This is a genomic window from Mesorhizobium ciceri biovar biserrulae, from assembly GCF_001618845.1.
Lineage (GTDB): Bacteria > Pseudomonadota > Alphaproteobacteria > Rhizobiales > Rhizobiaceae > Mesorhizobium > Mesorhizobium ciceri.
The window spans coordinates 4,957,044-4,980,557 of the sequence record NZ_CP015064.1; the positions used below are offsets into that span (position 1 = coordinate 4,957,044).

Consider the following 23,514-nt stretch of genomic DNA (forward strand, 5'->3'; position numbering starts at 1 on the left):
AAATTGAAACGTCATTTCGACGTGCTGGTGATCGGCGCGGGATCCGCTGGCTCGGTTGTTGCCAGCCGTCTCAGTGAAGACCGGTCGTGCCAGGTCGGCCTCATCGAGGCCGGGGCGATGCCGGCCGATCCCGACATCGCCGACCCGCTGAAATGGACGATGCTCCAGGGCCGCGCCTACGACTGGAGCTACCGGACCGTGCCCCAACCCTTCACCGCCAACCGCGTCCATGAATGGCCGCGCGGCAAAATCGTCGGCGGCTCGAGCTGCCTGCATGCAATGGCCTATGTGCGCGGCCATCCCGATGATTTCGAACCCTGGGTGCAAGCCGGCGGCGAGCGCTGGTCCTATCGGGGGTTGTTGCCGGGCTTCATCCGCAGCGAAGCCTTCACCGCCTTCGACGGGCCAACACGCGGCAGGAGCGGCCCGCTGGACGTCTATCTGCCGGACGCCGAGGTCAGTCCGGTCGTGCGTGCCTACATCGCCGCCGGGCGGGCCATGGGGGCTCCCGCCCTGAGCGACCACAACAGCGGCGAGCTGGTCGGCACCAGCCCCAATTCACTCAACATACGCGACGGCAAGCGCCTGAGCGTCGCCGACGCCTATCTGCCGCCGCGGGTCATGGCGCGGCCGAACCTGACCTTGCTCACCGGCCACGAGGTCGAGCATCTGGTTCTGGACGGCCACAGGGTCACGGGCGTGAGCGTGGTCTGCGAGGGCCAGACCAGAACGCTCTGTGCCGACCGGATTGTCCTTTGCGCCGGCGCCGTGTCCACGCCGCTCATCCTCATGCGGTCGGGCATTGGTTGCCCGGATACGCTGAAGCAGGCTGACATACGCTGCCTTGCCGATCGCAGCGAGGTGGGCCGCAACCTGCAGGATCATCTGCTGGCTCTTGGAAATGTCTACAGCACCAAAAAGCCGGTGCCGCCTTCCCGCCTGCAGCACTCCGAATCGCTGATGTATCTGCACAGCGACGACCCGACCCGCTCCATGGGAAGTCCCGATATCGTGCTCGCCTGCGTCTTCGCTCCGTCGGCGGCCGAGGGCCTGAATGCCCCGCTTTATGGCTCGGCCTTTACCATCCTTTGCGGCGTCACCCATCCGACAAGCCGCGGGCGCATCACACCGAGCGGCCCGGGCCGCAACGATGCGCCGGTCATCGACCCGCATTATCTGGAAACCGAACACGATCGCGCGACATTCAGGATGGCGTTGAAGCGGGCGCGCATGGTCGGCCATCATGAGGCCCTGGACGAATGGCGCGATACGGAGATCCTGCCAGGCGCACCGGTTCGGTCCGATGCCGAACTCGATGCTTTCATCGCCAGGGCTGCTTCCACCCATCATCATCCGGCCGGCACCTGCCGGATGGGTCTTGACACCGAGGCCGTCGTCGATCCTGACTTGCGGCTGAACGGCTTCGACAATGCCTTTGTCGTCGACGCCTCGGTGATGCCGGCGATCCCGAGCGGACCGATCAACGCGGCGATCGTCGCCATCGCCGAAACCTGGGCGGCGTCTTCACGGGTTACCCCGCCGGCCGCGTGAGGGCGTCCGCGTCCGACAATTCCCCTGGCTCCGGTTCCCGGCGACTATCAGCTATGGAGATGCGTCAGCTCAAACGCCGCTCCGTCCTGGACGCCGGCCATGCGCTGCTCGGCGGACCGGAACATGTCCGCGAACTCCACCTGGTTCTCGAACACCACGCCGCCGACCTTGACGGTCAAGGCATCCTCGGTGCCTTTTGGCGCGAAATAGACTTGTGCGATGCGCGCCCTGATACGCTCGCCGATTTCCCTGGCTTCTGCTTCGGTCGCGCCGGCGAGGAAGACCCCGAACATCGACGTCCCCATGCGTCCAACCAGATCCTCCGCGCGCACTGACGATTGTATGGTTGAGGCTATGAGCCGCAAGGCTTGATCGCCCCATTCAAGACCAAAGCGCAGGTTGATGGACCGCAGATGCTCCGAATGGATGACCAGGAAGGCGCCGGATTTCGGCCCCGGCACCGACGGCCTTGCGGTTCTTTTTTCGACCATAGACGTGAAGACCGCTCCGTTCAGGCAGCCGGTCGTGGTGTCGAAGGTTGCTGACTTGTCGAGTTCCCGGCGATAGCGACGAAGCTCGATCTGTTTCAATCCAACGAACAGAAAAAGCGGAACACCAAGAACAACAGGCAACAGGATTGCCGTGACCATGCTGCGCCCAAATGGCGTCAGCGCCTCCGAGAACAGAAGCAGATAATTGAGACCGACGGAAACGCCCAGGATTGCAGTGGTTCCCAGAAAGGTCAGCAAAGCGACGCCTTTCCATGCCTGGTCGGTGGTGCTCGCCATAGTCTTTGTCACTGGCCGATCTCCTGTGGATGGGCTTGTATAAGGCCGGTGTGTTGCAATTTCAGTTTCAAGGAACATTGCAATTTAATCGATTGCGCGATGACCCCCTCAAGGCTGCGCCCGTGGCGGTTAACAAACAAAACATCAGGGATTGAATGACAGCCTATTGTGCCGGGCCGAACATGCCCATCTCCGCGTCCCTGGCTGTCGCCTCCGCCTTGCCGTAGATGCCGCTCGGCAGCGCCGTGGCCCAGCCGTTGGAGACAAGCCAGGCGCCAACATCCTGCTTGCCCAGCCTGCACGGTGCGGCGACGGCAAAACGCTCGACGTCCGGCGGTACGAAACAGTGCAGCGCGCGTCCCCTCAGCCAGGAATTGAAAACGGCGCGGGCGCGCACGCCGCAAGGCCAGGTGACGTCATGAAACGAGCAGGAGCTGTCGAGATCGATGCCTCGCACTCCGCTGATGACCACCTTGCGGCCCATGGCTTCGAACATCGCCGATGATGTGGCAACCGGGCGGTAGAGCAAGACCTCCCGCCAATCCCTGGGCGTCGGCGATTTCGGGGGCACGGCGAGACCGAGCTCGCTGAGCGGCGGACGGGGCTCGGTCCGTTCGATCTCAGCGGGATCAAGCCGTGGCGGAGCGATCAGGTCTTGAGCAACCTTGCGCGCCGGCTCCAGGCGTTGTGCGCCGGCAACCCGGGCAACCGGCCGGATAGGCTGGGTATCGTCAACATCCCGCGACCGGGCACGGACAGGCCGATCGACCGAAAGCAACGCCCCGCCCTGAATGATCAGCAGTATCCCCGCCAGGAGCAGGAGGCTTCCAAGTGCGATCGCCAAGCGGCTGCGGCCCGGCCTGGCCATCAGCTTGAACAGGATCCCAGGGATTTGCGCCGGTCAGAAACCCGACGTCGATTTGGCAACCAGTTTGAGCGCACCTTTTTCAATCCGATAGAACGGCATCGAGCGTTGGCTGGATCCGTCGGCCCGAAACCGGAACAGGCCGGTTGACCCCCGAAAGCCGTTTGGATTCTCAAGAACCTTTTTGCTGAAACCATCGGGCCCGACCGCGCTGGCAATCCCTGCCGTCAGCGCAACCATATCATAGGCGTAGGCCACATTGACGTCAGCCGGATAGTTGTATGTCGTCCTGAAGCGGTCGGCGATCGGCCCGGTTTCGCTTGCATCGAGCGTGGCGACAAACGCCCCCTCGAAGAGCGGATCCATGGGGTGCTCCAGCCAACGGTTCGTCCCGACGACGGAGATCGTCTTTCCCGGAATGCCCTTCGATTTGAGGGCGGCAAGGACAGGCGACGGACTGCCATTGCCGCTGGCGACGATGACGGCGTCGGGGGCGTCCACCAGTGAGCCCATTTCGTCGACCGTCTTCGCGCCGTCGCCGGCAGAATATCGGAGAGTGACCGCGAGCGCCGCGCCGTAGATGCTGAGGCCGTTTGCGACCCGCTTCTCCATGGCGCCGGCGTTTGGGCCATCCGCGACAAGCAGTACGAACTTCTTGCTGCCTTTCGCGGCCAGTCCCGCGGCGCCCGCGGCGGCGCTGTCCGCTTCGCCAAGGAGCACGGCATAGACCCCGGGGCCGCCGGCGAAATTGTCGGCGAGCGCCAGGACCGGTGGCCGCTTCGACCCCGACAGCGTCGCAATATGCTGGGCCGCCGGCAGCTCGGTCGGGCCGATGACGACTTTAGACCCCGTCGTAATGGCCGTAACCGCCAGTTTGCCGGCCAGTGCGCTGTCGCCTTTGGTGTCTTCTACCGTCAGCGCCAGCAATCCGTTGCCGATATCCGTCATCGCCAGCTTGGTCGCATCGAGCATCTTCCTGCCGTTTTCCCCGGCCGTTCCAGGGGCGGACAGCGGCAGCAGCATCGTGACTTTGGTCGACCCGGTGCCCAGCGACTGGGTCGCCTGGACGGGACCGGCACCGGCGGCGCCGTTCTGCCCGGCAGGCGCGGTAACGGCCGCCGGATCGAGCACTTCGGACACGCCGCCCTTCGACTGGCAGCCCGACACGATCGCGGCGAGCGCCAAGGCGATTGCCCATGTCCGCGGACGGTGGACCTGTCGGCCAGCTTCCATGAATGCTCCACCCCTATGTGCCGCCGGATATTGTTCCCGGTCTGGTCTTCAACGCATGTTACGGCGGACTTGCAGTGCCGTCTGTAGTTCTTTTAGCCGCCGAAAAGCCTGCCTCTGAGCGCCCTGATCTGCCTTGTTTGCCCGGCACTTCGATAGTCGGCGCATTTCATGTATCGCGGCCCAGGCACGAACACGCGGCGCACGCAAACGCCTTTCCCTGGGCAGGGGCTCCACCCTCCCCGCCTGGCGAAAACGCGGAAAAGCCGAATGTCGCCACCGGCAAGGGGCCGGTCACTTCGATCCCTTCCCTTGCCAGGATTGCCCGCGCACGCTGGCAGTAGCGGACTGAAAGTGCCGAGAACCGGCTTTCATTGTGCCCGGCGCGATACTTCATGACGGTGGTGCAGAGATCACCCGCGGCGAGCCTGTTGGCCTGTGCAAGATATTTGACCCCCAGCGCGATGTTGGCCGCCGGCGCGCTGAGATCGTCGAGGGAACCTCGAAAGCCGAGCATCCTGGCGGTCGCCGGCATCACCTGCATCAGGCCGACTTCGCCGTCGGCGCCTTGCACGTCGGGATCGAAGCCGCTTTCGATCTCCATCACGGCGTGCGCCAGCATCGGCTCCAGGCCATAGATCGATGCCTGGCAACTGGCAAACGCCTTGAAAGCCTGCCGGGTCCACTCCGTGGCAGTGTCACAGTGTGCCGGCCGCGTCAGGCTGGACGGCTGCTGTTGTTCCACAAAAGGCCGTTCCAGCCAGTTGGCGTGGGCCAGCGTGACAGTGAGGCCAAAGCCGACGAACGCGATCGCGCCTGCGATCGCCTTCGAGAATGATCCGGCGGCTGTCATGATGGCCAACAGGCGTGGGTTCGCCTATCCGGTCAGTGCATGTACTCGACCATGCGATCGTGAAAACACTCGCATTTGTTGAGGGTGTCTTCGTCCTTGTAGTTCGTCTTCAGGTAGCCATAGGCCTTGCCGCAAGCGACCTTGGCTTCCGATGCCCAGACGAAGACGGGCCGGGACGAGTTGATCCACTCCGAGCTGTTGGCGGCGGCGACCGACTCGTCCATCAGCTTCACCACCTGCTGCTTCAGATCGACGATGTTGTCGTTCAAGACCAGATTGGACGTGCCGACGACACGGCAATAATCGCCTGTCGGACCTTCGATGATATCGGCGGCATACCCCGTCGACCCGACTGCCAGCAACAGCGTCGCAGCGGAAACAAGCAGTCTTGCAGAACGTTTCATGTTGAGCTCCCCTAAATATTAGCGACGTATAACATAATCGCGTGGTTGTGCGCTATGGCGTTAGATCGTGACCGTGTGTTGTACATGCGCCGTGTCGTCGTAGAGTATCGTGATGGCACCGGCAGTGGTCGGTCCGGCCTGCAAATCGGCGACAACCACGAAATTGGCCGCATTGCCCGAACCATCGGTGTCGACGCTCAGCGTCTTGGTGCTGGTGTCGTAATGCACGTAGTCGTCGATGGTCCCTGCAGCCTTGTCGAACAACGAAGTCAGGTCGATCTGATCTCCTTGGCCTTTATTGTAGTCGATGATGAGATCTTTGATATTGAGGTCGTCGAGCTTAAACGTGTCGGCGCCGGTGCCGCCGGTCATCGTGTCATGGCCAGCGCCGCCAACAAGAATGTCATTGCCACCGCCGCCGTTGAGAGTGTCGTTGCCGCCGCCGCCCGCGAGGTAATTGTCTCCGGAGTTGCCGAACAGGTAATCGCCGCCATTGCCGCCGATCAGCCCTTGGATATTGGCAAGGATGTCTCCAGCCGCGTCGCCGCCGCCGATAGTGCCCGCTGCCGGATTGCTCAAGTCTGCCGGTACACCCGATGCGGATCCATTGTCCGCGAGATGGATCGAGACCGCTCCGACGCTGCCGGTGTAGTCCACGATGTTCAGTATCCCGCCAGCACCGTCAAATTGGTCGGTACCGGTCCCACCGTGGAAAACATCATTCGCTGCTGTACCAACGAAGTGATCGGCGGATGTAGCTCCGCCAACCGAGTTGACGTCAAAGCCGGTACTGACGGAATCGTTGTCGCCATCTTTGCCGCTCACGTTGACTGTGAAATGCATGTCGCCAGCGGGGTGAGATTCCGAGTAGGAAAACGTCGAGAACGAAACTTTGATATCGTTGGCATTAGCAGGCTGATCGACTCCCGTTAGTATCGCAGACGTAATACCTGTCAAACCGTTGGCCGTCAGATCGCTTTGCGTGATGGTAAGATAAGTGGACGTTGAATCGATAGTTTTCGGTATCGTAACGGTTGTTGTGCCATCCGATAGCGTGACGTTTATAATGCCTTTATTGTCCACGCTGGCAATCTTCAGGCTGAAATTGGACAGCGGGCTAGGAAACTCCAACTTGAAACTGTCATCTATGCCGAATGTGGGATTTCCAAGTCCGAAAGCATGGCCACCGGGCTCCGAATTATCCGTATATGCATTGAAGTTGGCCGTAGCCGATGATCCGGTATCATCCGTCAAGGCAGTCAGCTTCACGGCACCGAAGTCATAGTTTCCAATCGGCGAGTTTGCGATGCTGGAAGCCAGATCGATCGTCGACGTTGTTCCAGGCCGCGCAGCCAATTGGATGACATCGTAGGTGCCGTCGAGATTGAGTTGAACGGTAAAGATCTGCGTCCCGTCCGATGCGAAGATGTTGACCGAGGAGCCTCCAGCAGCACTGGTTGTCCAGCCTGCCGGCAAGCCCGCGATGCTGGAAATAGTCAGCGATCCCAGGCCATCTGCTCCCGTATCGTACTGCAAAACGCCCTGCAAATGCCCGACTTCGTTTGACAGGTGGGCGTTGGTTACAGTTCCAAACTGGGGACCGTCATCGTTGAAGGTCAGGTTGCCGCCGATATTGGCCGTCGCACTCGCCGTGTCGCCGTCCTTATCGGTCACCGTTGCCGTCAGCGTGATCAGATTGTCAGCCGACAGGCTCTTGGCATCGTTGGGATCGGCGGCGTTCGGGTGAACCACAGCCCGCAGCTGGTCGAGCGTCACATTGCCCGACGCATCGGTGGCGACCGTGAACACGATCGCGCCGCCGGCGCCGGCCCGGCCGACCACCTGGCCAGCTTCGAGGCTCAGCACCACAGCCTGGCCGCTCGCCGTATCGACAAGACCCGTCGCTCCGGCGTTGAAGCCCAGCGCATAGGTGACCGGGTTGACCAGCGCCGCGCCGTCGGCGCCGAACACCGGTGTGAACACCGATGCGAAGCTCGCTGACGCATTCGTCCCAAAATCGCTCTCGTCGACCGTCAGCGTAGGCTGTGTCGCATTCGCCGTCACAGACGGGCCGTCATCGTTGAAGGTCAGGTTGCCGCCGATATTGGCCGTCGCACTCGCCGTGTCGCCGTCCTTGTCGGTCACCGTTGCCGTCAGCGTGATCAGATTGTCAGCCGACAGGCTCTTGGCATCGTTGGGATCGGCGGCGTTCGGGTGAACCACAGCCCGCAGCTGGTCGAGCGTCACATTGCCCGACGCATCGGTGGCGACCGTGAACACGATCGCGCCGCCGGCGCCGGCCCGGCCGACCACCTGGCCAGCTTCGAGGCTCAGCACCACAGCCTGGCCGCTCGCCGTATCGACAAGACCCGTCGCTCCGGCGTTGAAGCCCAGCGCATAGGTGACCGGGTTGACCAGCGCCGCGCCGTCGGCGCCGAACACCGGTGTGAACACCGATGCGAAGCTCGCTGACGCATTCGTCCCAAAATCGCTCTCGTCGACCGTCAGCGTAGGCTGTGTCGCATTCGCCGTCACAGACGGGCCGTCATCGTTGAAGGTCAGGTTGCCGCCGATATTGGCCGTCGCACTCGCCGTGTCGCCGTCCTTGTCGGTCACCGTTGCCGTCAGCGTGATCAGATTGTCAGCCGACAGGCTCTTGGCATCGTTGGGATCGGCGGCGTTCGGGTGAACCACAGCCCGCAGCTGGTCGAGCGTCACATTGCCCGACGCATCGGTGGCGACCGTGAACACGATCGCGCCGCCGGCGCCGGCCCGGCCGACCACCTGGCCAGCTTCGAGGCTCAGCACCACAGCCTGGCCGCTCGCCGTATCGACAAGACCCGTCGCTCCGGCGTTGAAGCCCAGCGCATAGGTGACCGGGTTGACCAGCGCCGCGCCGTCGGCGCCGAACACCGGTGTGAACACCGATGCGAAGCTCGCTGACGCATTCGTCCCAAAATCGCTCTCGTCGACCGTCAGCGTAGGCTGTGTCGCATTCGCCGTCACAGACGGGCCGTCATCGTTGAAGGTCAGGTTGCCGCCGATATTGGCCGTCGCACTCGCCGTGTCGCCGTCCTTGTCGGTCACCGTTGCCGTCAGCGTGATCAGATTGTCAGCCGACAGGCTCTTGGCATCGTTGGGATCGGCGGCGTTCGGGTGAACCACAGCCCGCAGCTGGTCGAGCGTCACATTGCCCGACGCATCGGTGGCGACCGTGAACACGATCGCGCCGCCGGCGCCGGCCCGGCCGACCACCTGGCCAGCTTCGAGGCTCAGCACCACAGCCTGGCCGCTCGCCGTATCGACAAGACCCGTCGCTCCGGCGTTGAAGCCCAGCGCATAGGTGACCGGGTTGACCAGCGCCGCGCCGTCGGCGCCGAACACCGGTGTGAACACCGATGCGAAGCTCGCTGACGCATTCGTCCCAAAATCGCTCTCGTCGACCGTCAGCGTAGGCTGTGTCGCATTCGCCGTCACAGACGGGCCGTCATCGTTGAAGGTCAGGTTGCCGCCGATATTGGCCGTCGCACTCGCCGTGTCGCCGTCCTTGTCGGTCACCGTTGCCGTCAGCGTGATCAGATTGTCAGCCGACAGGCTCTTGGCATCGTTGGGATCGGCGGCGTTCGGGTGAACCACAGCCCGCAGCTGGTCGAGCGTCACATTGCCCGACGCATCGGTGGCGACCGTGAACACGATCGCGCCGCCGGCGCCGGCCCGGCCGACCACCTGGCCAGCTTCGAGGCTCAGCACCACAGCCTGGCCGCTCGCCGTATCGACAAGACCCGTCGCTCCGGCGTTGAAGCCCAGCGCATAGGTGACCGGGTTGACCAGCGCCGCGCCGTCGGCGCCGAACACCGGTGTGAACACCGATGCGAAGCTCGCTGACGCATTCGTCCCAAAATCGCTCTCGTCGACCGTCAGCGTAGGCTGTGTCGCATTCGCCGTCACAGACGGGCCGTCATCGTTGAAGGTCAGGTTGCCGCCGATATTGGCCGTCGCACTCGCCGTGTCGCCGTCCTTGTCGGTCACCGTTGCCGTCAGCGTGATCAGATTGTCAGCCGACAGGCTCTTGGCATCGTTGGGATCGGCGGCGTTCGGGTGAACCACAGCCCGCAGCTGGTCGAGCGTCACATTGCCCGACGCATCGGTGGCGACCGTGAACACGATCGCGCCGCCGGCGCCGGCCCGGCCGACCACCTGGCCAGCTTCGAGGCTCAGCACCACAGCCTGGCCGCTCGCCGTATCGACAAGACCCGTCGCTCCGGCGTTGAAGCCCAGCGCATAGGTGACCGGGTTGACCAGCGCCGCGCCGTCGGCGCCGAACACCGGTGTGAACACCGATGCGAAGCTCGCTGACGCATTCGTCCCAAAATCGCTCTCGTCGACCGTCAGCGTAGGCTGTGTCGCATTCGCCGTCACAGACGGGCCGTCATCGTTGAAGGTCAGGTTGCCGCCGATATTGGCCGTCGCACTCGCCGTGTCGCCGTCCTTGTCGGTCACCGTTGCCGTCAGCGTGATCAGATTGTCAGCCGACAGGCTCTTGGCATCGTTGGGATCGGCGGCGTTCGGGTGAACCACAGCCCGCAGCTGGTCGAGCGTCACATTGCCCGACGCATCGGTGGCGACCGTGAACACGATCGCGCCGCCGGCGCCGGCCCGGCCGACCACCTGGCCAGCTTCGAGGCTCAGCACCACAGCCTGGCCGCTCGCCGTATCGACAAGACCCGTCGCTCCGGCGTTGAAGCCCAGCGCATAGGTGACCGGGTTGACCAGCGCCGCGCCGTCGGCGCCGAACACCGGTGTGAACACCGATGCGAAGCTCGCTGACGCATTCGTCCCAAAATCGCTCTCGTCGACCGTCAGCGTAGGCTGTGTCGCATTCGCCGAGATCGTCGGCACATCGTCAATGATGTCAACAGAGATGGTCGAGGTAGAGCTGTTGCCGAAACTGTCGGTCACTGTGTAGGTGAACACGTCCTTGCCGGGCTCGGTCACGGCGCCGTTGTCGGTAGCAGGTGCCGTCGTGAAGGGCGTCGTCAGCGTGTAGGTAAAGTGGCCGTCTTGATCGATCTGCAGCACGCCGTAGGTGCCCTGCACAGTCACCGGGCTGCCGTTAACCGCCGATGATGTGGCTCCGGCGATGTTGGTTACATGCGGGCTGTCCGGATCGCCGAGCGTCAGCGTCCCCGTAACAGTCTCGGCCGGGCTCGACGGATTCGTGCCCGTCACTGTGCCGTTGGCGATGTCGTCGCCTGTCATGCTGGTGTCCAGCGCGGCTTCGTCAACCGTCACTGTTGCCGCGACCGGCTGCGGCGTGCCGCTCGACACGGCAATTGTCAGCGTCGAGGGTGAGGTGTCGCCGTCGCCGTCCGTGATCGCGTAATTGAAGACGTCGATGCCCGACGCGTTGGGGTTGGCATGATAGCTGTAGCCGCCGTTGGCATCGACCGTCAGCACGCCATACGTGCCCGTCACCGTGCTGCCCGCAACGTTCGCCCAGGCAATCGAAGCGATGCCGTCAGCGCCGGCCGTGTCCGCCGAACCGATCCCGTTGGTGCTCGTTCCGGTCTCGACATTGCCCGTCACCGTCTCACCCGACTGCGCCGCGTCCGTGTCAGCCTTCGCCGTCGGAATGTCGTCGACGATGTCGATGACGATGGCTGCCGGGGCCGACGACGAGGTGCCGTCAGAGACGGTGAGCGAGAAGCTGTCGGTCTCGGTGACTGCCGGAACGTCCGTCGTCGTGCTGGTCAGTGTGTACTGATAGGCAGCAACGCCGGTTGCCGGGTTGTAGCCGGTGATCAGCAGCGTGCCGTGGTCGCCCTGGAAGACCGAACCGTCAAGGCTGCCAATGGCAACCGTGACGCCGCCGATGGTGACGCTCTGCACGTCGTCGAGCCCGTCGGCGTCCGACACCGTGAAGGTGCCTGTTGCAACCGTGCTGCCGTCGCCGGCCGCCGAACCCGCCGCCAGACCTGCTTCATAGACCTGGTCATGCGCGCCGGCCGGATTGCCCTGGTCGACGACGATCTGCGGCACGTCGTTGGTGCCGTTGATGGTGATGGTCAGCGTTGCCGTATCGGTGTCGCCGTCGGCATCCTTCATCGTGTAGTTGAAGGTCTCGGTCAGCGTCTGGCCGGCGTCCAGCGCCTGCACCGCCGGATCGGCGTTGTTGAGCGTATAGGTGTAGGTGCCGTCGGGATTGGCCACGAAGGTGCCGTGCGCGCCCGTCGTCGAGCCATCCCAGCTGACGAAGCTCGTCGGCGTGTCGGCGCCCGGCTGGTTGTTGGCATGCAGGTCGTTGGTCAGCACATTGCCGTTGACCGGCGAAAGCGCGTCCTCGCTGATGCTGTTGGTGTCGTCGACCGCATTGGGCACGTCGTCGACGATGTCGATGACGATGGCTGCCGGAGCCGACGACGAGGTGCCGTCAGAGACGGTGAGCGAGAAGCTGTCGGTCTCGGTGACTGCGGGAACGTCCGTGGTCGGGCTGGTCAGCGTGTACTGATAGGCCGCAACGCCGGTTGCCGGGTTGTAGCCGGTGATCAGCAGCGTGCCGTGGTCGCCCTGGAAGACCGAACCGTTAAGGCTGCCAATGGCAACCGTGACGCCGCCGATGGTGACGCTCTGCACGTCGTCGAGCCCGTCGGCGTCCGACACCGTGAAGGTGCCTGTCGCAACCGTGCTGCCGTCGCCGGCCGCCGAACCCGCCGCCAGACCTGCTTCATAGACCTGGTCATGCGCGCCGGCCGGGTTGCCCTGGTCAACGACGACCTGTGGGACGTCGTTGGTGCCGTTGATGGTGATCTCGACCGTTGTCGTCGAGGTGTCGCCGTCGCCATCGGTCAGCGTATACGTGAACGTGTCCGTCAGATGCTGGCCGGTGGTCAGCGCCTGGACCGCCGCAGCGCCGTTGTTCAGCGTGTAGCTGTAGTGGCCGTCCGCATCGATCGTGATCGAACCGTAACTGCCCGCCACGGCCGACCCGACATGGCCCGAGGCCGATGCAACCGTGCCTGCCTCGACGCCCGTTACCGTCGCCCCGTCCGCGCCCTTAACGTCGGCGACGCCGTCCGTCACATTCGCGTCCGCGCCGCCGCTGGCCGTGATCACGTTGCCGTCCGCGACCGTCGCGCCGTCTTCCGTCACGCTGTCCGTATCGGCAACCGCGGTCGGCACGTCGTCGACGATGGCGACGGCAAAGGTGGTGCTGGCCGAATCGCCGTCGACGTCCGTGACAGTGATGCTGAAATTGTCCGGAACCGTGTCGTTGGGATCGAATCCGTTCGTGTGCTCGGGATGAGTGACCGACTCGGTCACCGTGTAATTGTATTGGATAGCACCCGTGCTTGGATTGTAGGAGACGATCTCCAAATAGCCGAACTGGCCCGGGATCTGCTGGCCGACGCCGGTGACGGCGACACCGTTGATAACGATCGACCCGATTCCATCCGGTGCGTCGATGCTGATCGTTCCGATGCCTGAGGTTTCGGAATTGCTTGGCGCGTCGCTGCCGGGCGATTGTGTCTGGTTGCCATCGAGGCCAGTTTCACTGGCCGCTTCGGTCGGGGCAAGCAGTGACGTGGCCACCACTGAAACCGGCCTGTCGACGATGGACGGGAACAGTTCGCGGCGATCCAGAAGCCCAAACTGCAAGGCGGTCGGCGGCAGCAATGCCGACAGGTCGAACCCGTCGCCGATGCCGCCGGGGGGAACCGAGAAATCACCGCCTGCGCTTGAATTCGAACCGCCGGGGCCGGCCGAGATGGAACCGTCGGCGCCGAAGGCGACATCGACATGGCTGGCTTCCAGCGCCGCCAGCAGCGCGACGCGCGGCACCTCGACGTCGCCGATGATGAAGGTCGGCACGTTCAGGGCGCCGTCCTTGATCACGATCACCGAGCCGTCGGCCTGTTCGAGCACAAGGTTTTGGCCGTCGACCTTGATGTTGTCGATGGAAGCGTTGGCAGGAAGCCTTACCACGTGGCTGGCGTCGGCTACATATTCGTGCGGCGCAGCTGCCGGCAGCGTCTTCGCTTCCGCGGGGGCTTCCGGCTTGACGGGCGCTCCGCCGCCGACATCGACCGGCACCGGTTCGGACGCTGCCGGTGCGGCCTGCTGCGTCGAATTTGCCTGTGCGACCCGGATCTCCGCCGGCGATGTCTGATCGCCGTGTTCACTGGACGCGGAATGCTCGTTCAAGGAACCCGAAAAGCTGTCCAACTCGATATTGTTCGTCATGGCTGAAACCCCTCCGATATTTACCGGATAGAGACAGCGGCCATTTCTACTTTGCAACTGCCCCCTAATCTATTTCATATACTATGATATGCATTGCTCGGCATTTTTTACACGTGGTAAACCGCGACAATATAACCTGATATATGCTGGCTTCCGGAGGCTTCCCTAACGGAGGACTGGCCGGGATTTTTTGGTAAATCAAAGTATAAAATTGAATAGAATTTTAAATAAAATAGATGAAGACAGTTGCTGGATATTTATCCACCTTCCTTTCCAATAATTTGAGACAAGATTGGTAGCGTCCACAGTCAAAGGTGGGTGTTATGAAAAAGCAAAAATCGGTTCCGGGAAAAACCGGGCTCCAGATGCTCCTGCTGGCAATCGGGCTTGTCGGCCTGGCGGGGCCGTCATTCGCCAGCGATATCCCCGCACCCGGCAGGCCCCAGGAGGAGGTCCAGACGCCGCCCTGTCTCGGCGGTGTTTCACTGACGAGGCCCCAGTCCTGGCAGCCTGCGGACGCTTACCGGATCGGCATGGTCACCGGCAGCTATAGCCCGGATATCGGCCGCGGGGACGGCTCGTCAACGGCGCGAGATGACGCCGGAATAGATCCGGTGCAGACCGCGTCGATTATTCCAGGGGTCTTCGGATCGGTTGCCTTGTCCATGCGCAATTTTCCCGTCGCGGCGCGCTGGGCGCCTGTCTACCGGGCAATCACCGCCTGCTCGGCAGGCAGCCCCTGCGAGCACAAGAGCACGGCTTTTGCCGGCATGATCGCTGCCGCTCAAGGCAAGGGATTCAGCGAGAAGCTGTCCTTCGTCAACAGCAGCGTCAATCGCCTGATCGCCTACAGGAAAGACAGCGTCGTCTACGGCAAGCTCGACTATTGGGCGAAGCCTTCGGAGATTCTTGAGCGGCGAGCCGGCGATTGCGAGGATTTTGCCATCCTCAAGATGACGGCCCTGCTGAGGGCCGGCATTCCGACGCAAAGCATGGCGCTTGTCGTCCTCCAGGATCGCAAGAGAGGCTTCTTTCACGCAGTGCTGTCGGTGAGCACAGGCAGCGGCACCTTCATTCTCGACAGCCTCAGCAACACCGTTATGCGTGACAGCGATCTCCCGGATTACGTCCCGCTCTATTCGTTCAGCACGGACCGGGCCTGGATCCACGGTTCAAGACCGGGCGGCGCCCAGATGGCCGACATCAAGGGCGGTTTCGCCACCGTCGCACCCGGCGAAGGTTTTCAGCCATAGGGTTTCGGCCAGTCTAAGCCATAGGTTCTCGCCAAGGACTGGCGGGCATTCAGCCGCCGAAGACGAACGCCATCAGCAGTTCCGGCTCGAGCACCGGAGCCCGCACCGCATTCAATTGCCCCCGGTATCGACGGTCACCCGCGCCGATGACAAAACCGGTGGCCACCGGCGATTCGCCATTGGCGTCGAGCCGCGTGAAGATGTCGGCCACATTGAGGTCCAGCGCCAGCTTGAGGTCGTGCCGTGCGTCATCGCTTGGAGCGATCGGCAATTGGCGTTTGACCAGTTGCTGGAACGGCGCGTTGAACGACAGGATCTTCTTCGAAGAAGCCAGGGCAAAGGCCGGAGACGGGCACGCGACCAGTATGGCGTTGATGGTGTTGATCGATGCAAGCCTTCGCAAGGTCAGGTTTTCGTCCCCCAACCCACGCATGCAGGCCACCCGGATCGCGGATGTCAGATTGCCTGTCTGGGCCTGGCTTTCGGCGATCTCGTCGATGAGCATGCCGATCGTGCACTTCCTGCTTTCGGCCATCTGCTTCAGCGACATCCAGAATGCCCGCTCCAGACGAATGCCGCGCCGTATGCCGCCTCGCGCCACGACCCGAAACTCCAGCCCGAAATCCTCGGCGGCGACTGGCGCAAGCAGCCGCTCGCGATCGGAATGATGAGGGCTGGCGCTACCGCTCACTCATCGCCTCCTCGCGCGCTTTGTTGATCGGCTTCAGGAGGTAGTGCAGGATCGTCTTGCGCCCGGTCTTGATGTCGACCGAGCAGATCATTCCGGGGATGATCGAATAGGCCTTGCCGTCTCTTTGAAGCGTCGATTTGTCCGTCGCCACGCGCACCTGATAATAAGGCTCCCCCGTTTTCTGATCGACCAGGCTGTCGGCTGTGATGTTGGAGACCTTGCCCTCGATGCCGCCGAAGATCGAGAAGTCATAGGCGGTGACCTTGATAAGGGCTTCCTGGTCGGGCCGGATGAAGGCGACATCCCGCGGCGAGACCCGTGCCTCCACCAGCAACGTTTCGGAGGTTGGCACGATGCCGGCCACGACGGCGCCAGGCTGGACGAAGGCGCCGACCGTGTTCAGTTCCAGCGTGTTGACGATGCCGTCCACGGGAGACCGGATATCGGTGCGCGCGACCTTGTCGGTGGCTCCCCTTATGGTCTCATCCACCACCGAAAGGTCCGCCAGCGCCTGGGTAAGGTCGTCCAGCGCCTCCTGCTGCAGTTGCAGGCCGAGTTCCTCGACCTGAAGCTGAGCTTCCGTGATCGACGATTTGATCTTCTTTATCGTTTCGCCGGCAAGGTTCAGCTGGCCGTTGAGTTCGGTCTGCTCGCGCTCTACCCGGAGCTGCTCGGTCCTTGCCATCAGGCCTTTCTTGACCATCGCGTCGACGAGTTTTGCCTCCTGGTCGCTGACGACCAGGTTCTTAGAAAGACGATCGGAATTGGCCTCCGCCTCGGCAAGTTCCTTCTCGCGCTGATCGAGGCGTGACTTGAGCACGGACAGCTTGTTGTCGAAGTTCCCGCGCCGGGCGATGAGCAGCTTCTGTTCATTGTCGCAGATTTGCGGAGCGACCGACTGGATGTCCTGCGGGCACGGAAATGGGCCCGAGAGATTGCCGGCCTGTTCGTATTTCAGCCTTGCTATGCGCACTTCGAGCGCGCGCGCCTTGGCCTGCTGCTCGCCAAGGCTGGACGTGTTGAGCGTGTTGTCCAGGCGGATGATGAGATCGTTCTTCTTGACGACCTGGCCGATCGTCACGGCGATTTCCTGAACGACACCGGCCTCGCTCGCCTGGATGATCTGGGTCTTGGAAGCAGGTATGACCTTGCCGTCGCCGCGTGCGATCTCATCGACTTCGGCAAAGGACGCCCAGGCGACAAAAACGACGAAGAGCGCTCCGATGATGAATATGGACGCCGACGCAAACAGCGGCGGTCGATCTTCCCTGGCAAGCATTTCCCACGCCCCAACGCATTGGATGCAGCAATAATTGTTTTGTCAGGCGCTTGTTTTCTGCAACGCCTGTATGACTTGGTCCTTCGGTCCGTCGGCAACGATTTTGCCCTGTTCGATAACGATCAGGCGGTCGGCCAGTTCAAGCATGCTGAACCGATGTGTGGAGACGATCAGCGTCGTGTCGCGGTCAAAGGCGACTTTGAGCTGCTTGATCAACTGGCGTTCGGAAGCAAGATCCATCGAGCCCGACGGCTCGTCCAGAAAGACGATTTTCGGTTTGGTCAGCAGCAGGCGCGCGATCGCCACCGTCTGCCTTTGGCCGCCCGAAAGATTGGTGCCGCGCTCGCCGACATTCATGTCGTAGCCGCGCGGGTGGCGTGAAACGAAATCATCGACGCCGGCAGCCTTTGCCGCTTCGATGATCTGTTCGTCTGTAGCCTCGGGGCATGCCATCAGGAGGTTTTCCTTGATGGTGCCCGAGAACAGGTCGCCGGCCTGCGCAACGATGCCGACCGCGGCGCGAACCTCGGACGGGTGATACTGGCGAATGTCGATCCCATCCAGCAGCAACTCACCGGAAGTCGGCAGGAAGAGCCGGCCGACCAGCCGACCCATCGTCGTCTTTCCCGATCCTATGCGGCCGATGATGCCGATCCGCTCACCCGGCTTGACCGAGAAATTCAGGCCGGTCAAAACTTCGTTTTCCGAGCCTGGATAGACAAACCCGACATTCCTGAACACCATCGCGCCCTTGCGGATGGGGCGGTTGACGAAGCCCACCGTGTCGGGCCGGTCTTCCGGTTGAGCCATGATCGAATTCACCATCCTCAGCGAGAGCATGGCCTGGCGGAACCGGGACAACGTTATGGCGATCTGGCCGAGCGGCGCCACGGCCCTGCTCGCCAGCATCACCGTTCCTATGATTGCTCCTGTCGAAACATGCCCTTCCGAGAAGGCATAGGCGCCGGCCACGACCAGGGCGACGGTCACCAGCTGCTGTATGGACTGGGTGATGTTGCCCGCTGCCGCCGAAAGCTGCTTGATTTTCTCGGACGTGTTGGCGGCGTTCTTGGAGTGCTCTCCCCATTTCCGCAGCAGATACGCCTCGGCGCGCAGCGACTTGATGGTCTCCAGCGTCGAGATGGATTCGACCAGCAGGGCCTGGCGCTGCGACGCTTCGTTCATCGAGGCTGCGACGCGCTTGCCGATGCGGCGCTGGGTGACCAGGCCGACGATGACGGACATCACGAAGGCCAGCGCCGGTATGATCACCAGCCAGCCGCCTATTGCATAGATCACAAGGAGAAAGACGAAGACGAATGCCGTGTCGATGAACACGCTTATGGTGTTGGAGGTGAAGAACTCCCTGACGAACTCATATTGCGTGACCCTGTTTGCGTATTCACCGGTCGAGCCGGGGCGCGCCGAAAGCGACGAGTTCAGCACTTTTTCGAACAGCAGATAGGATATCCGCAGATCCGCCTTGCGCCCGGCATAGTCGATGAGGGAAGCCCTGGCCGTCTTCAAAAGCAGGTCGAACAGGATGACCGCACCGATGCCGAGAGCCAGCACCCACAGTGTCGATATTGCCTTGTTCGGCAGGATCCTGTCGTAGACGTTCATGGTGAAGATCGGCGAGGCTATGGCCAGCAGATTGATGAACACCGCCGCCAGGACGACTTTCGAGTAGGTGCGCCAGAAAGCGCCCATCGTCCCTGTAAGCCAATGTCTTCGCTCGATCCTGGCCGCCGAGCCGACCGACATGGTCTCGGCGGCATTGGCATAGGTGATCGAAAAGGAAGCGCCGCCGCTGATGTAGCTGGCGGCCAGTTCCGACCGGCCGATCGTGGTGCGGCCGTCTTCCTGGGGCGCGGTGATATACGCATCGCCTTCGCCTAGAGCCAGCAGGGCGACGGGCAATTGGCTGACGCGAAAGACGATGGCCGGCAGGTCGATACGCCCCCTGAGAAAATCGCGATGATTGAACTCCGTGACTTCCAGGCCGATGCGTTCGGCAAGGTGCCTGATGTCGTCGGCCGCAATTCGCGTATCCGAGAGCGGCACGCCGGCAAACAGCACGGTCTCCGCGCTCGGCCTGCCGAGATATCCGGCAACGGCCGAGAAGCAGGCCTTGAACGCCTCCTTCGGGGAGAGGATGTTGGGTTGCTGGTTCACGATCTGCCCGTCAGGACGCTCGCTGGACCTTGTGCTGTCCTATTTCTTCCTCACCGGAGCGAGAATATCGAATGGCAGGTCGTTCTTCTGCTCCGATGGCGTCCGCGCATAGGTTTCTGTGTCCGCGGTTTCCGGTGCTGCGAACTCGGTGCGTGCATAGGCCGTCGCTTGCTTTGCCGGCTCGAGATTCATCGTTTTCAGCAACTGTCCGGTCGCGGCCAGGAGCCGGTACTGGGCAAACAGCGATGCGTAGGACGCGGTATCCGCCAGCGTTGCCGTGTTGAACCGTGTATTCTGCGCATCGAGCACGTCGAGCAGCGAGCGCTGTCCGACCTTGAACTGCTCGCGATAGGAAGCAACCAGCTTCTCATTGGCAGCGGCTTGTTGCCTCAGGGTCTTTGCCAGATCGGCTTGCCGGAAACGGCGATCCCATGAGGTGCGAACGGCTTCCTCGATTTCACGCTGGACCTGATGCAGCGCGAGACGCTGTTCACTGGTGCGGCGGATCTGTTCCTGCTCGTTGGCCTTGTCGATGCCACCGCGGTAGAGGTTCCAGCGCAGGACCACGCGCGCCTGCAGGTCGGTGGTGTCGCCATCGTCGCCGTCAATGTCGGTTCCTGCCCGGGCCCGACCTTCAGCGATGATGGAGGGGCCAAATTTTGCCCGCGCAGCGTCCACGAGGGAGGCCGCCGCGTCGATGTCGCTGTTGGCCATGTGTACGCGCGGATTGCTTTCCCGCGCCAACCCTATCGCGTCGTCGAGCGAGCGCGGGAGTGCGGCCGAAACATCGCCAGGCCTCGAAGGGCTGGTCAGTGGCTTTCCGACGGTTTTGAAGAAGCGGATCTTGGCCGCTTCCAGTTCCTCGGTCGCCTCCTGCATGCGCGCCTTGGCGGCGAACAGCCGTTCCTCGGCCTGTTGCCGGTCGGCCTCGTTCAGCGCGCCGCCCGAGATGCCTTGCCGGATGTCGCCGAGAATTGCCTGGTGGAAGCCGAGATTTTTCTTCGCTTCGGCAACGATCGAGGCCTGCAGCATGTATTCCAGATAGTCCTGGACAACGGACAACCCGATGAATTCGGACCGTTCCAGAACGCGGAACGAAGCGCCGTCGACGCGCGATGCCTGACGGTTCAATTCGGCCCGCCTTCCGCCGCTGTCATAAAGCGTCTGCGAAACGGTAAGATCCGTTTCAGCCGGATAGAGCGCATCGCCTTCGATGGAAAGAGAGCGCCGGGACGGATTGTCGAGCCGGCGAACGCCAGCCGATGCCTCGACATCGACACTGGGAAGATAAAGGCCCTTGGCCTGCCGCAACTCGAACTCGATGGCTTCGCGATTTTCGATCGCCTGTCCAATCTCGGGATTGGACTCCACCGCGACAGCCATCGCCTCCTTGAGCGTGAGCGCGTGAGCACTGCCGCAGGTCAGCATAGTGGCCGCCATCAAAAGACCAAGGCGCCTGCCTATGGTCGACATGTTTGTCGTATTCATTAATCCCACCCTAACGTTTCCCCAGCGTCCTTTTCAGAGCGCTAACCAAGCCAAGGCCTGCCCGTCGGTGGATTATTCACAGATTCACGAAATATGTGAGCGATTATTGATTTAGAGATCGCTAAATAGCCTTTTTGGGCAACAAGGCTGCGAGATGTAGCAAAAATAGCACATAACGTCGGCTCGCTGCGGTTGTATCCGGACGCCGCATTCAGTGGGAAAGCACAAAAAACGGCAGGCCAGTGGGCCGGTATGGCCAGAATCATGGCCGGTTCGGATAGCGGCTGTCGATGATCCAACCTGAAGTTGAGCCCTTTTTCAGGCACGCCCCTTTGGATGCCGCGTCCAAAAATACTCCATCGCGGCGGCCGGCGTACGTTTCATGTGGCTCACTGCGGCCAAAAGCTGGTCAGCGCGCACCCTAATTTGCGCTCAACGCCACCATGCGGTCGAGCGCCGCGGTCAGGCCGCGAAGCGACACAGGGAAGCTCAGCGGGGTCTCGGCGTCCGTCGTGACATTGAGCTTCAGCACCGAGCCTCCCCTCAGCTTTCCAAGCGTCGGCCGATCGACCGTAAAGACGGAGACGCAACCCGTCGGCAGGCAGGTCCTGAAGCGCTGCGGGGACAGCGGCGGTTGATCGTCGATCTGCAGCGTCACGCCCGGATCAAGGAGGATGCCGAAGGGCAGAAGCAGGGTAGCCGTCGTCGAACCGTCCGGGCGTGCCGCGATCTCCATGGCAAGAAGCCTCTGCCCGTTCTGCTGGACCTGGTCTTGCGCAAGCGAGCACACTCTCGCCTTTTCCCGTACCGAACAGGTCACGCTCCAGTCCTGATAGACCTCACGCAGCGATGAGGGTCCATCCGGGACAGCCGCCACCTGTTGCTGGGCAGACGCCGGCGACATCAATGAGAATAGAATTGCTCCACATGCGGAGACGGCCTTCGGGCCAAGCTTCATGTGCAGACCCATTCGCGGATCTTGCATTTCTCTCCCGTCGCCTCGCAGGCCTGCAAAGCGAGATCCTCCGCTTCCCGACGGGTCTCGGCCGAGTTCACGCCCCAGGGCGTGAAACGGTTCTCCACTTTGTCTGCCACGGCAAGCGCACCGCAGTGCTTGTAGGGAAAGCCGGTCTCGTCGTCATCATTCCAATGGCGATGGTTGCGGAAGACGGTGACGACGTTGCAGGCCTTTCCGCCTGCGTTCTCGCAATATTTCTGTGCGATGTCCTTCGCTTCCTGCCGCTTGTCGGCGCCCCAGAAGAAGCCGTATTTGCTATCGGCCTGCGAATAGGCAATGGCCGCCCATATGCCTTTTTCCTCCTGTTGCGGTTCCGATGGGGCCACAAGGTCGGCTGAGACGACTTGTCCGCTCCACAAAAAGGTCAAGCCCAAAACTGCCAAAGCCTGCAATCTCATGGTCGGCATCCTTTCCTTGACCTCACTCGCTTCGCGTCCTACTTCGCCGCCGAAGCAAGGGAGATCACCACACAGCTTTTGCCCGTCGGCAGGAGAAGCGCTTCACCGGCATTGCCGCCGAGCTCGTAGACCTCGACCTGCCCGAGATGGTCGGTGATCTTGCTGCCCTGCGGCAGGATGGATGGGATGTCGGCGCACGGGCTGGCGAATGGCGCCACCCGCACCATCGCCCCTTCGCAACCCGTGGCGGTGGGCGATGCGAAGACGATGCCGGCGGCCGGGCCGCTATAGCGTTCCGACGCATAGTCCATGCCGACAAAGGCCTGGATGGCGTGCTTGTCGGCGGCCTGGTCGTTCCACAGGGATTTGACGCTGTATTTCGTGCCGGTCGTCAGGATCTGTCCGAGCACTGGATAGACGGTCGAGCAGGCCTGCACACCGGCCTGCTTGACATGCTCGAGGAAGGGCGTGTCCGGAAGCACGGGGGCCGCCGCTGTTGCTGCAGGTGCGGCCGTCGCGCCGCCGACCAGATTGGCGACCGCGGCGTAATTCCCGGCGGCGAAGCCAAGCCCCGCCACGACCAATCCCAGCAGTGAATATCCGGCCGCGCGTGGCCAGCGCCTTGGGGGCTCGGCCCGCCTCTGCCGATCCGCCTCGACGCTCGGAGTGCGTTTGGCGGACGTGAACTGGTCCTGCTGGCTCATGGTGGCGCCTCGGTTATTTGAGTGGTGAAAGGGCGTCTGACAGCCCCTTGAGCGTTGCGGTAACGGTGATCGTCTGCCCATCGACCGTCGAGTAGGAGATCGCCGGCGTCGCGTTCTGCGATATCTGCCGGCGCATGACGGGGCCGACCGGCAACATGCCGACACAGACCATTTCGTTGCAGCCGTTCAGCTGCACGTCGATCGGCTGCTTCTGTCCATCGAATTTCACGGACACAAGGCCATCGCTCCTGGCGTTCGGGGCGGTGCGCAGGATCATGTACGGCTTGCCGTCCTGGGTGGCGGCAAGCGACCAGCTGAAGGCCATCTTGCCGGACGCGTCCTCGATGATCTGCGAGACGTTGCAGACCTTCTTGCGGGCTTTGAGGTTCTCGTCGCAGATCAGCGTCCAGTTGTCGAATGGGCGTATGGTGCGCTGGTAGTCTCCGAGCTTCACCTCGGGCGGGAGCACCACATCCGAAGGCTTGATCCTGTAGGTCGACGCGACCTGCCCGGCGGCCGGCACGAGGCCGCCGCAAAGCGCCAGGCAGGTCAGGGCAACAAGTCCTTTCATCCCTG

At 62.5% G+C, this 23,514-nt stretch carries 16 protein-coding genes; 2 read left to right on the forward strand and 14 right to left on the reverse strand.

All coding sequences use genetic code 11. From position 1 onward, the window contains the following. Positions 1-3 precede the first annotated feature (3 nt). On the forward strand, positions 4-1,551 hold the full coding sequence (locus A4R29_RS23370; protein WP_063172989.1) for a GMC family oxidoreductase: 1,548 nt from the start codon (positions 4-6) through the stop codon (positions 1,549-1,551). A 47-nt stretch (positions 1,552-1,598) separates the two neighbouring features. Here the strand turns inward: A4R29_RS23370 and A4R29_RS23375 are convergent, their stop codons facing one another. The 6 genes from A4R29_RS23375 to A4R29_RS23400 form a co-directional block, all read right to left on the reverse strand. Then, the gene (locus A4R29_RS23375) at positions 1,599-2,417 is read right to left on the reverse strand and encodes a GGDEF domain-containing protein (protein ID WP_224621910.1); all 819 of its coding nucleotides are present in this window, start codon (positions 2,415-2,417) and stop codon (positions 1,599-1,601) included. Between the two features lie 85 nt (positions 2,418-2,502). After that, positions 2,503-3,207: a thermonuclease family protein gene (locus A4R29_RS23380; protein WP_063172991.1), complete on the reverse strand. Its 705-nt coding sequence runs from the start codon at positions 3,205-3,207 to the stop codon at positions 2,503-2,505. A gap of 33 nt (positions 3,208-3,240) precedes the next feature. Next, positions 3,241-4,437: an ABC transporter substrate-binding protein gene (locus A4R29_RS23385; RefSeq protein ID WP_063172992.1), complete on the reverse strand. Its 1,197-nt coding sequence runs from the start codon at positions 4,435-4,437 to the stop codon at positions 3,241-3,243. Positions 4,438-4,603: 166 nt separating this feature from the next. Further along, complete coding sequence (locus tag A4R29_RS23390) at positions 4,604-5,287, reverse strand: lytic transglycosylase domain-containing protein (RefSeq protein WP_063172993.1); 684 nt, start codon at positions 5,285-5,287, stop codon at positions 4,604-4,606. A 32-nt stretch (positions 5,288-5,319) separates the two neighbouring features. Continuing rightward, the gene (locus A4R29_RS23395) at positions 5,320-5,691 is read right to left on the reverse strand and encodes a hypothetical protein (RefSeq protein WP_013529850.1); all 372 of its coding nucleotides are present in this window, start codon (positions 5,689-5,691) and stop codon (positions 5,320-5,322) included. 60 nt (positions 5,692-5,751) lie between these two features. Continuing rightward, positions 5,752-13,932, reverse strand: a complete 8,181-nt coding sequence (locus A4R29_RS23400) for a DUF5801 repeats-in-toxin domain-containing protein (RefSeq protein WP_063172994.1) — start codon at positions 13,930-13,932, stop codon at positions 5,752-5,754. Between the two features lie 323 nt (positions 13,933-14,255). Here A4R29_RS23400 and A4R29_RS23405 point away from each other — a divergent pair, with 323 nt between their 5' ends. Further along, positions 14,256-15,185: a transglutaminase-like cysteine peptidase gene (locus A4R29_RS23405; RefSeq protein WP_063172995.1), complete on the forward strand. Its 930-nt coding sequence runs from the start codon at positions 14,256-14,258 to the stop codon at positions 15,183-15,185. Between the two features lie 49 nt (positions 15,186-15,234). Here the strand turns inward: A4R29_RS23405 and A4R29_RS23410 are convergent, their stop codons facing one another. The 8 genes from A4R29_RS23410 to A4R29_RS23445 form a co-directional block, all read right to left on the reverse strand. Next, a complete protein-coding gene (locus A4R29_RS23410; RefSeq protein WP_024502654.1) occupies positions 15,235-15,876 on the reverse strand; it encodes a ribbon-helix-helix domain-containing protein in 642 nt (213 codons plus the stop codon). Then, positions 15,866-17,155 (reverse strand): HlyD family type I secretion periplasmic adaptor subunit, encoded by a 1,290-nt coding sequence (locus tag A4R29_RS23415; RefSeq protein ID WP_013529846.1) that lies wholly within the window; start codon positions 17,153-17,155, stop codon positions 15,866-15,868. The genes A4R29_RS23410 and A4R29_RS23415 overlap by 11 nt, the downstream gene beginning before the upstream one ends. Positions 17,156-17,197: 42 nt before the next feature. After that, positions 17,198-19,330, reverse strand: coding sequence for a type I secretion system permease/ATPase (locus tag A4R29_RS23420; protein ID WP_013529845.1), 2,133 nt, complete (start codon positions 19,328-19,330; stop codon positions 17,198-17,200). Between the two features lie 39 nt (positions 19,331-19,369). Continuing rightward, positions 19,370-20,818: a TolC family protein gene (locus A4R29_RS23425; RefSeq protein WP_013529844.1), complete on the reverse strand. Its 1,449-nt coding sequence runs from the start codon at positions 20,816-20,818 to the stop codon at positions 19,370-19,372. A gap of 421 nt (positions 20,819-21,239) precedes the next feature. Next, positions 21,240-21,788 carry an invasion associated locus B family protein gene (locus tag A4R29_RS23430; RefSeq protein WP_027161456.1) on the reverse strand — a complete coding sequence of 183 codons (549 nt, stop codon included), beginning with the start codon at positions 21,786-21,788 and terminating at the stop codon, positions 21,240-21,242. Further along, the gene (locus tag A4R29_RS23435; RefSeq protein WP_063173787.1) at positions 21,773-22,234 is read right to left on the reverse strand and encodes a DUF4189 domain-containing protein; all 462 of its coding nucleotides are present in this window, start codon (positions 22,232-22,234) and stop codon (positions 21,773-21,775) included. The genes A4R29_RS23430 and A4R29_RS23435 overlap by 16 nt, the downstream gene beginning before the upstream one ends. Before the next feature lie 38 nt (positions 22,235-22,272). After that, positions 22,273-22,938 (reverse strand): hypothetical protein, encoded by a 666-nt coding sequence (locus A4R29_RS23440; RefSeq protein ID WP_013529841.1) that lies wholly within the window; start codon positions 22,936-22,938, stop codon positions 22,273-22,275. Positions 22,939-22,951: 13 nt separating this feature from the next. Next, positions 22,952-23,509: an invasion associated locus B family protein gene (locus tag A4R29_RS23445; RefSeq protein WP_013529840.1), complete on the reverse strand. Its 558-nt coding sequence runs from the start codon at positions 23,507-23,509 to the stop codon at positions 22,952-22,954. Positions 23,510-23,514 lie beyond the last annotated feature (5 nt).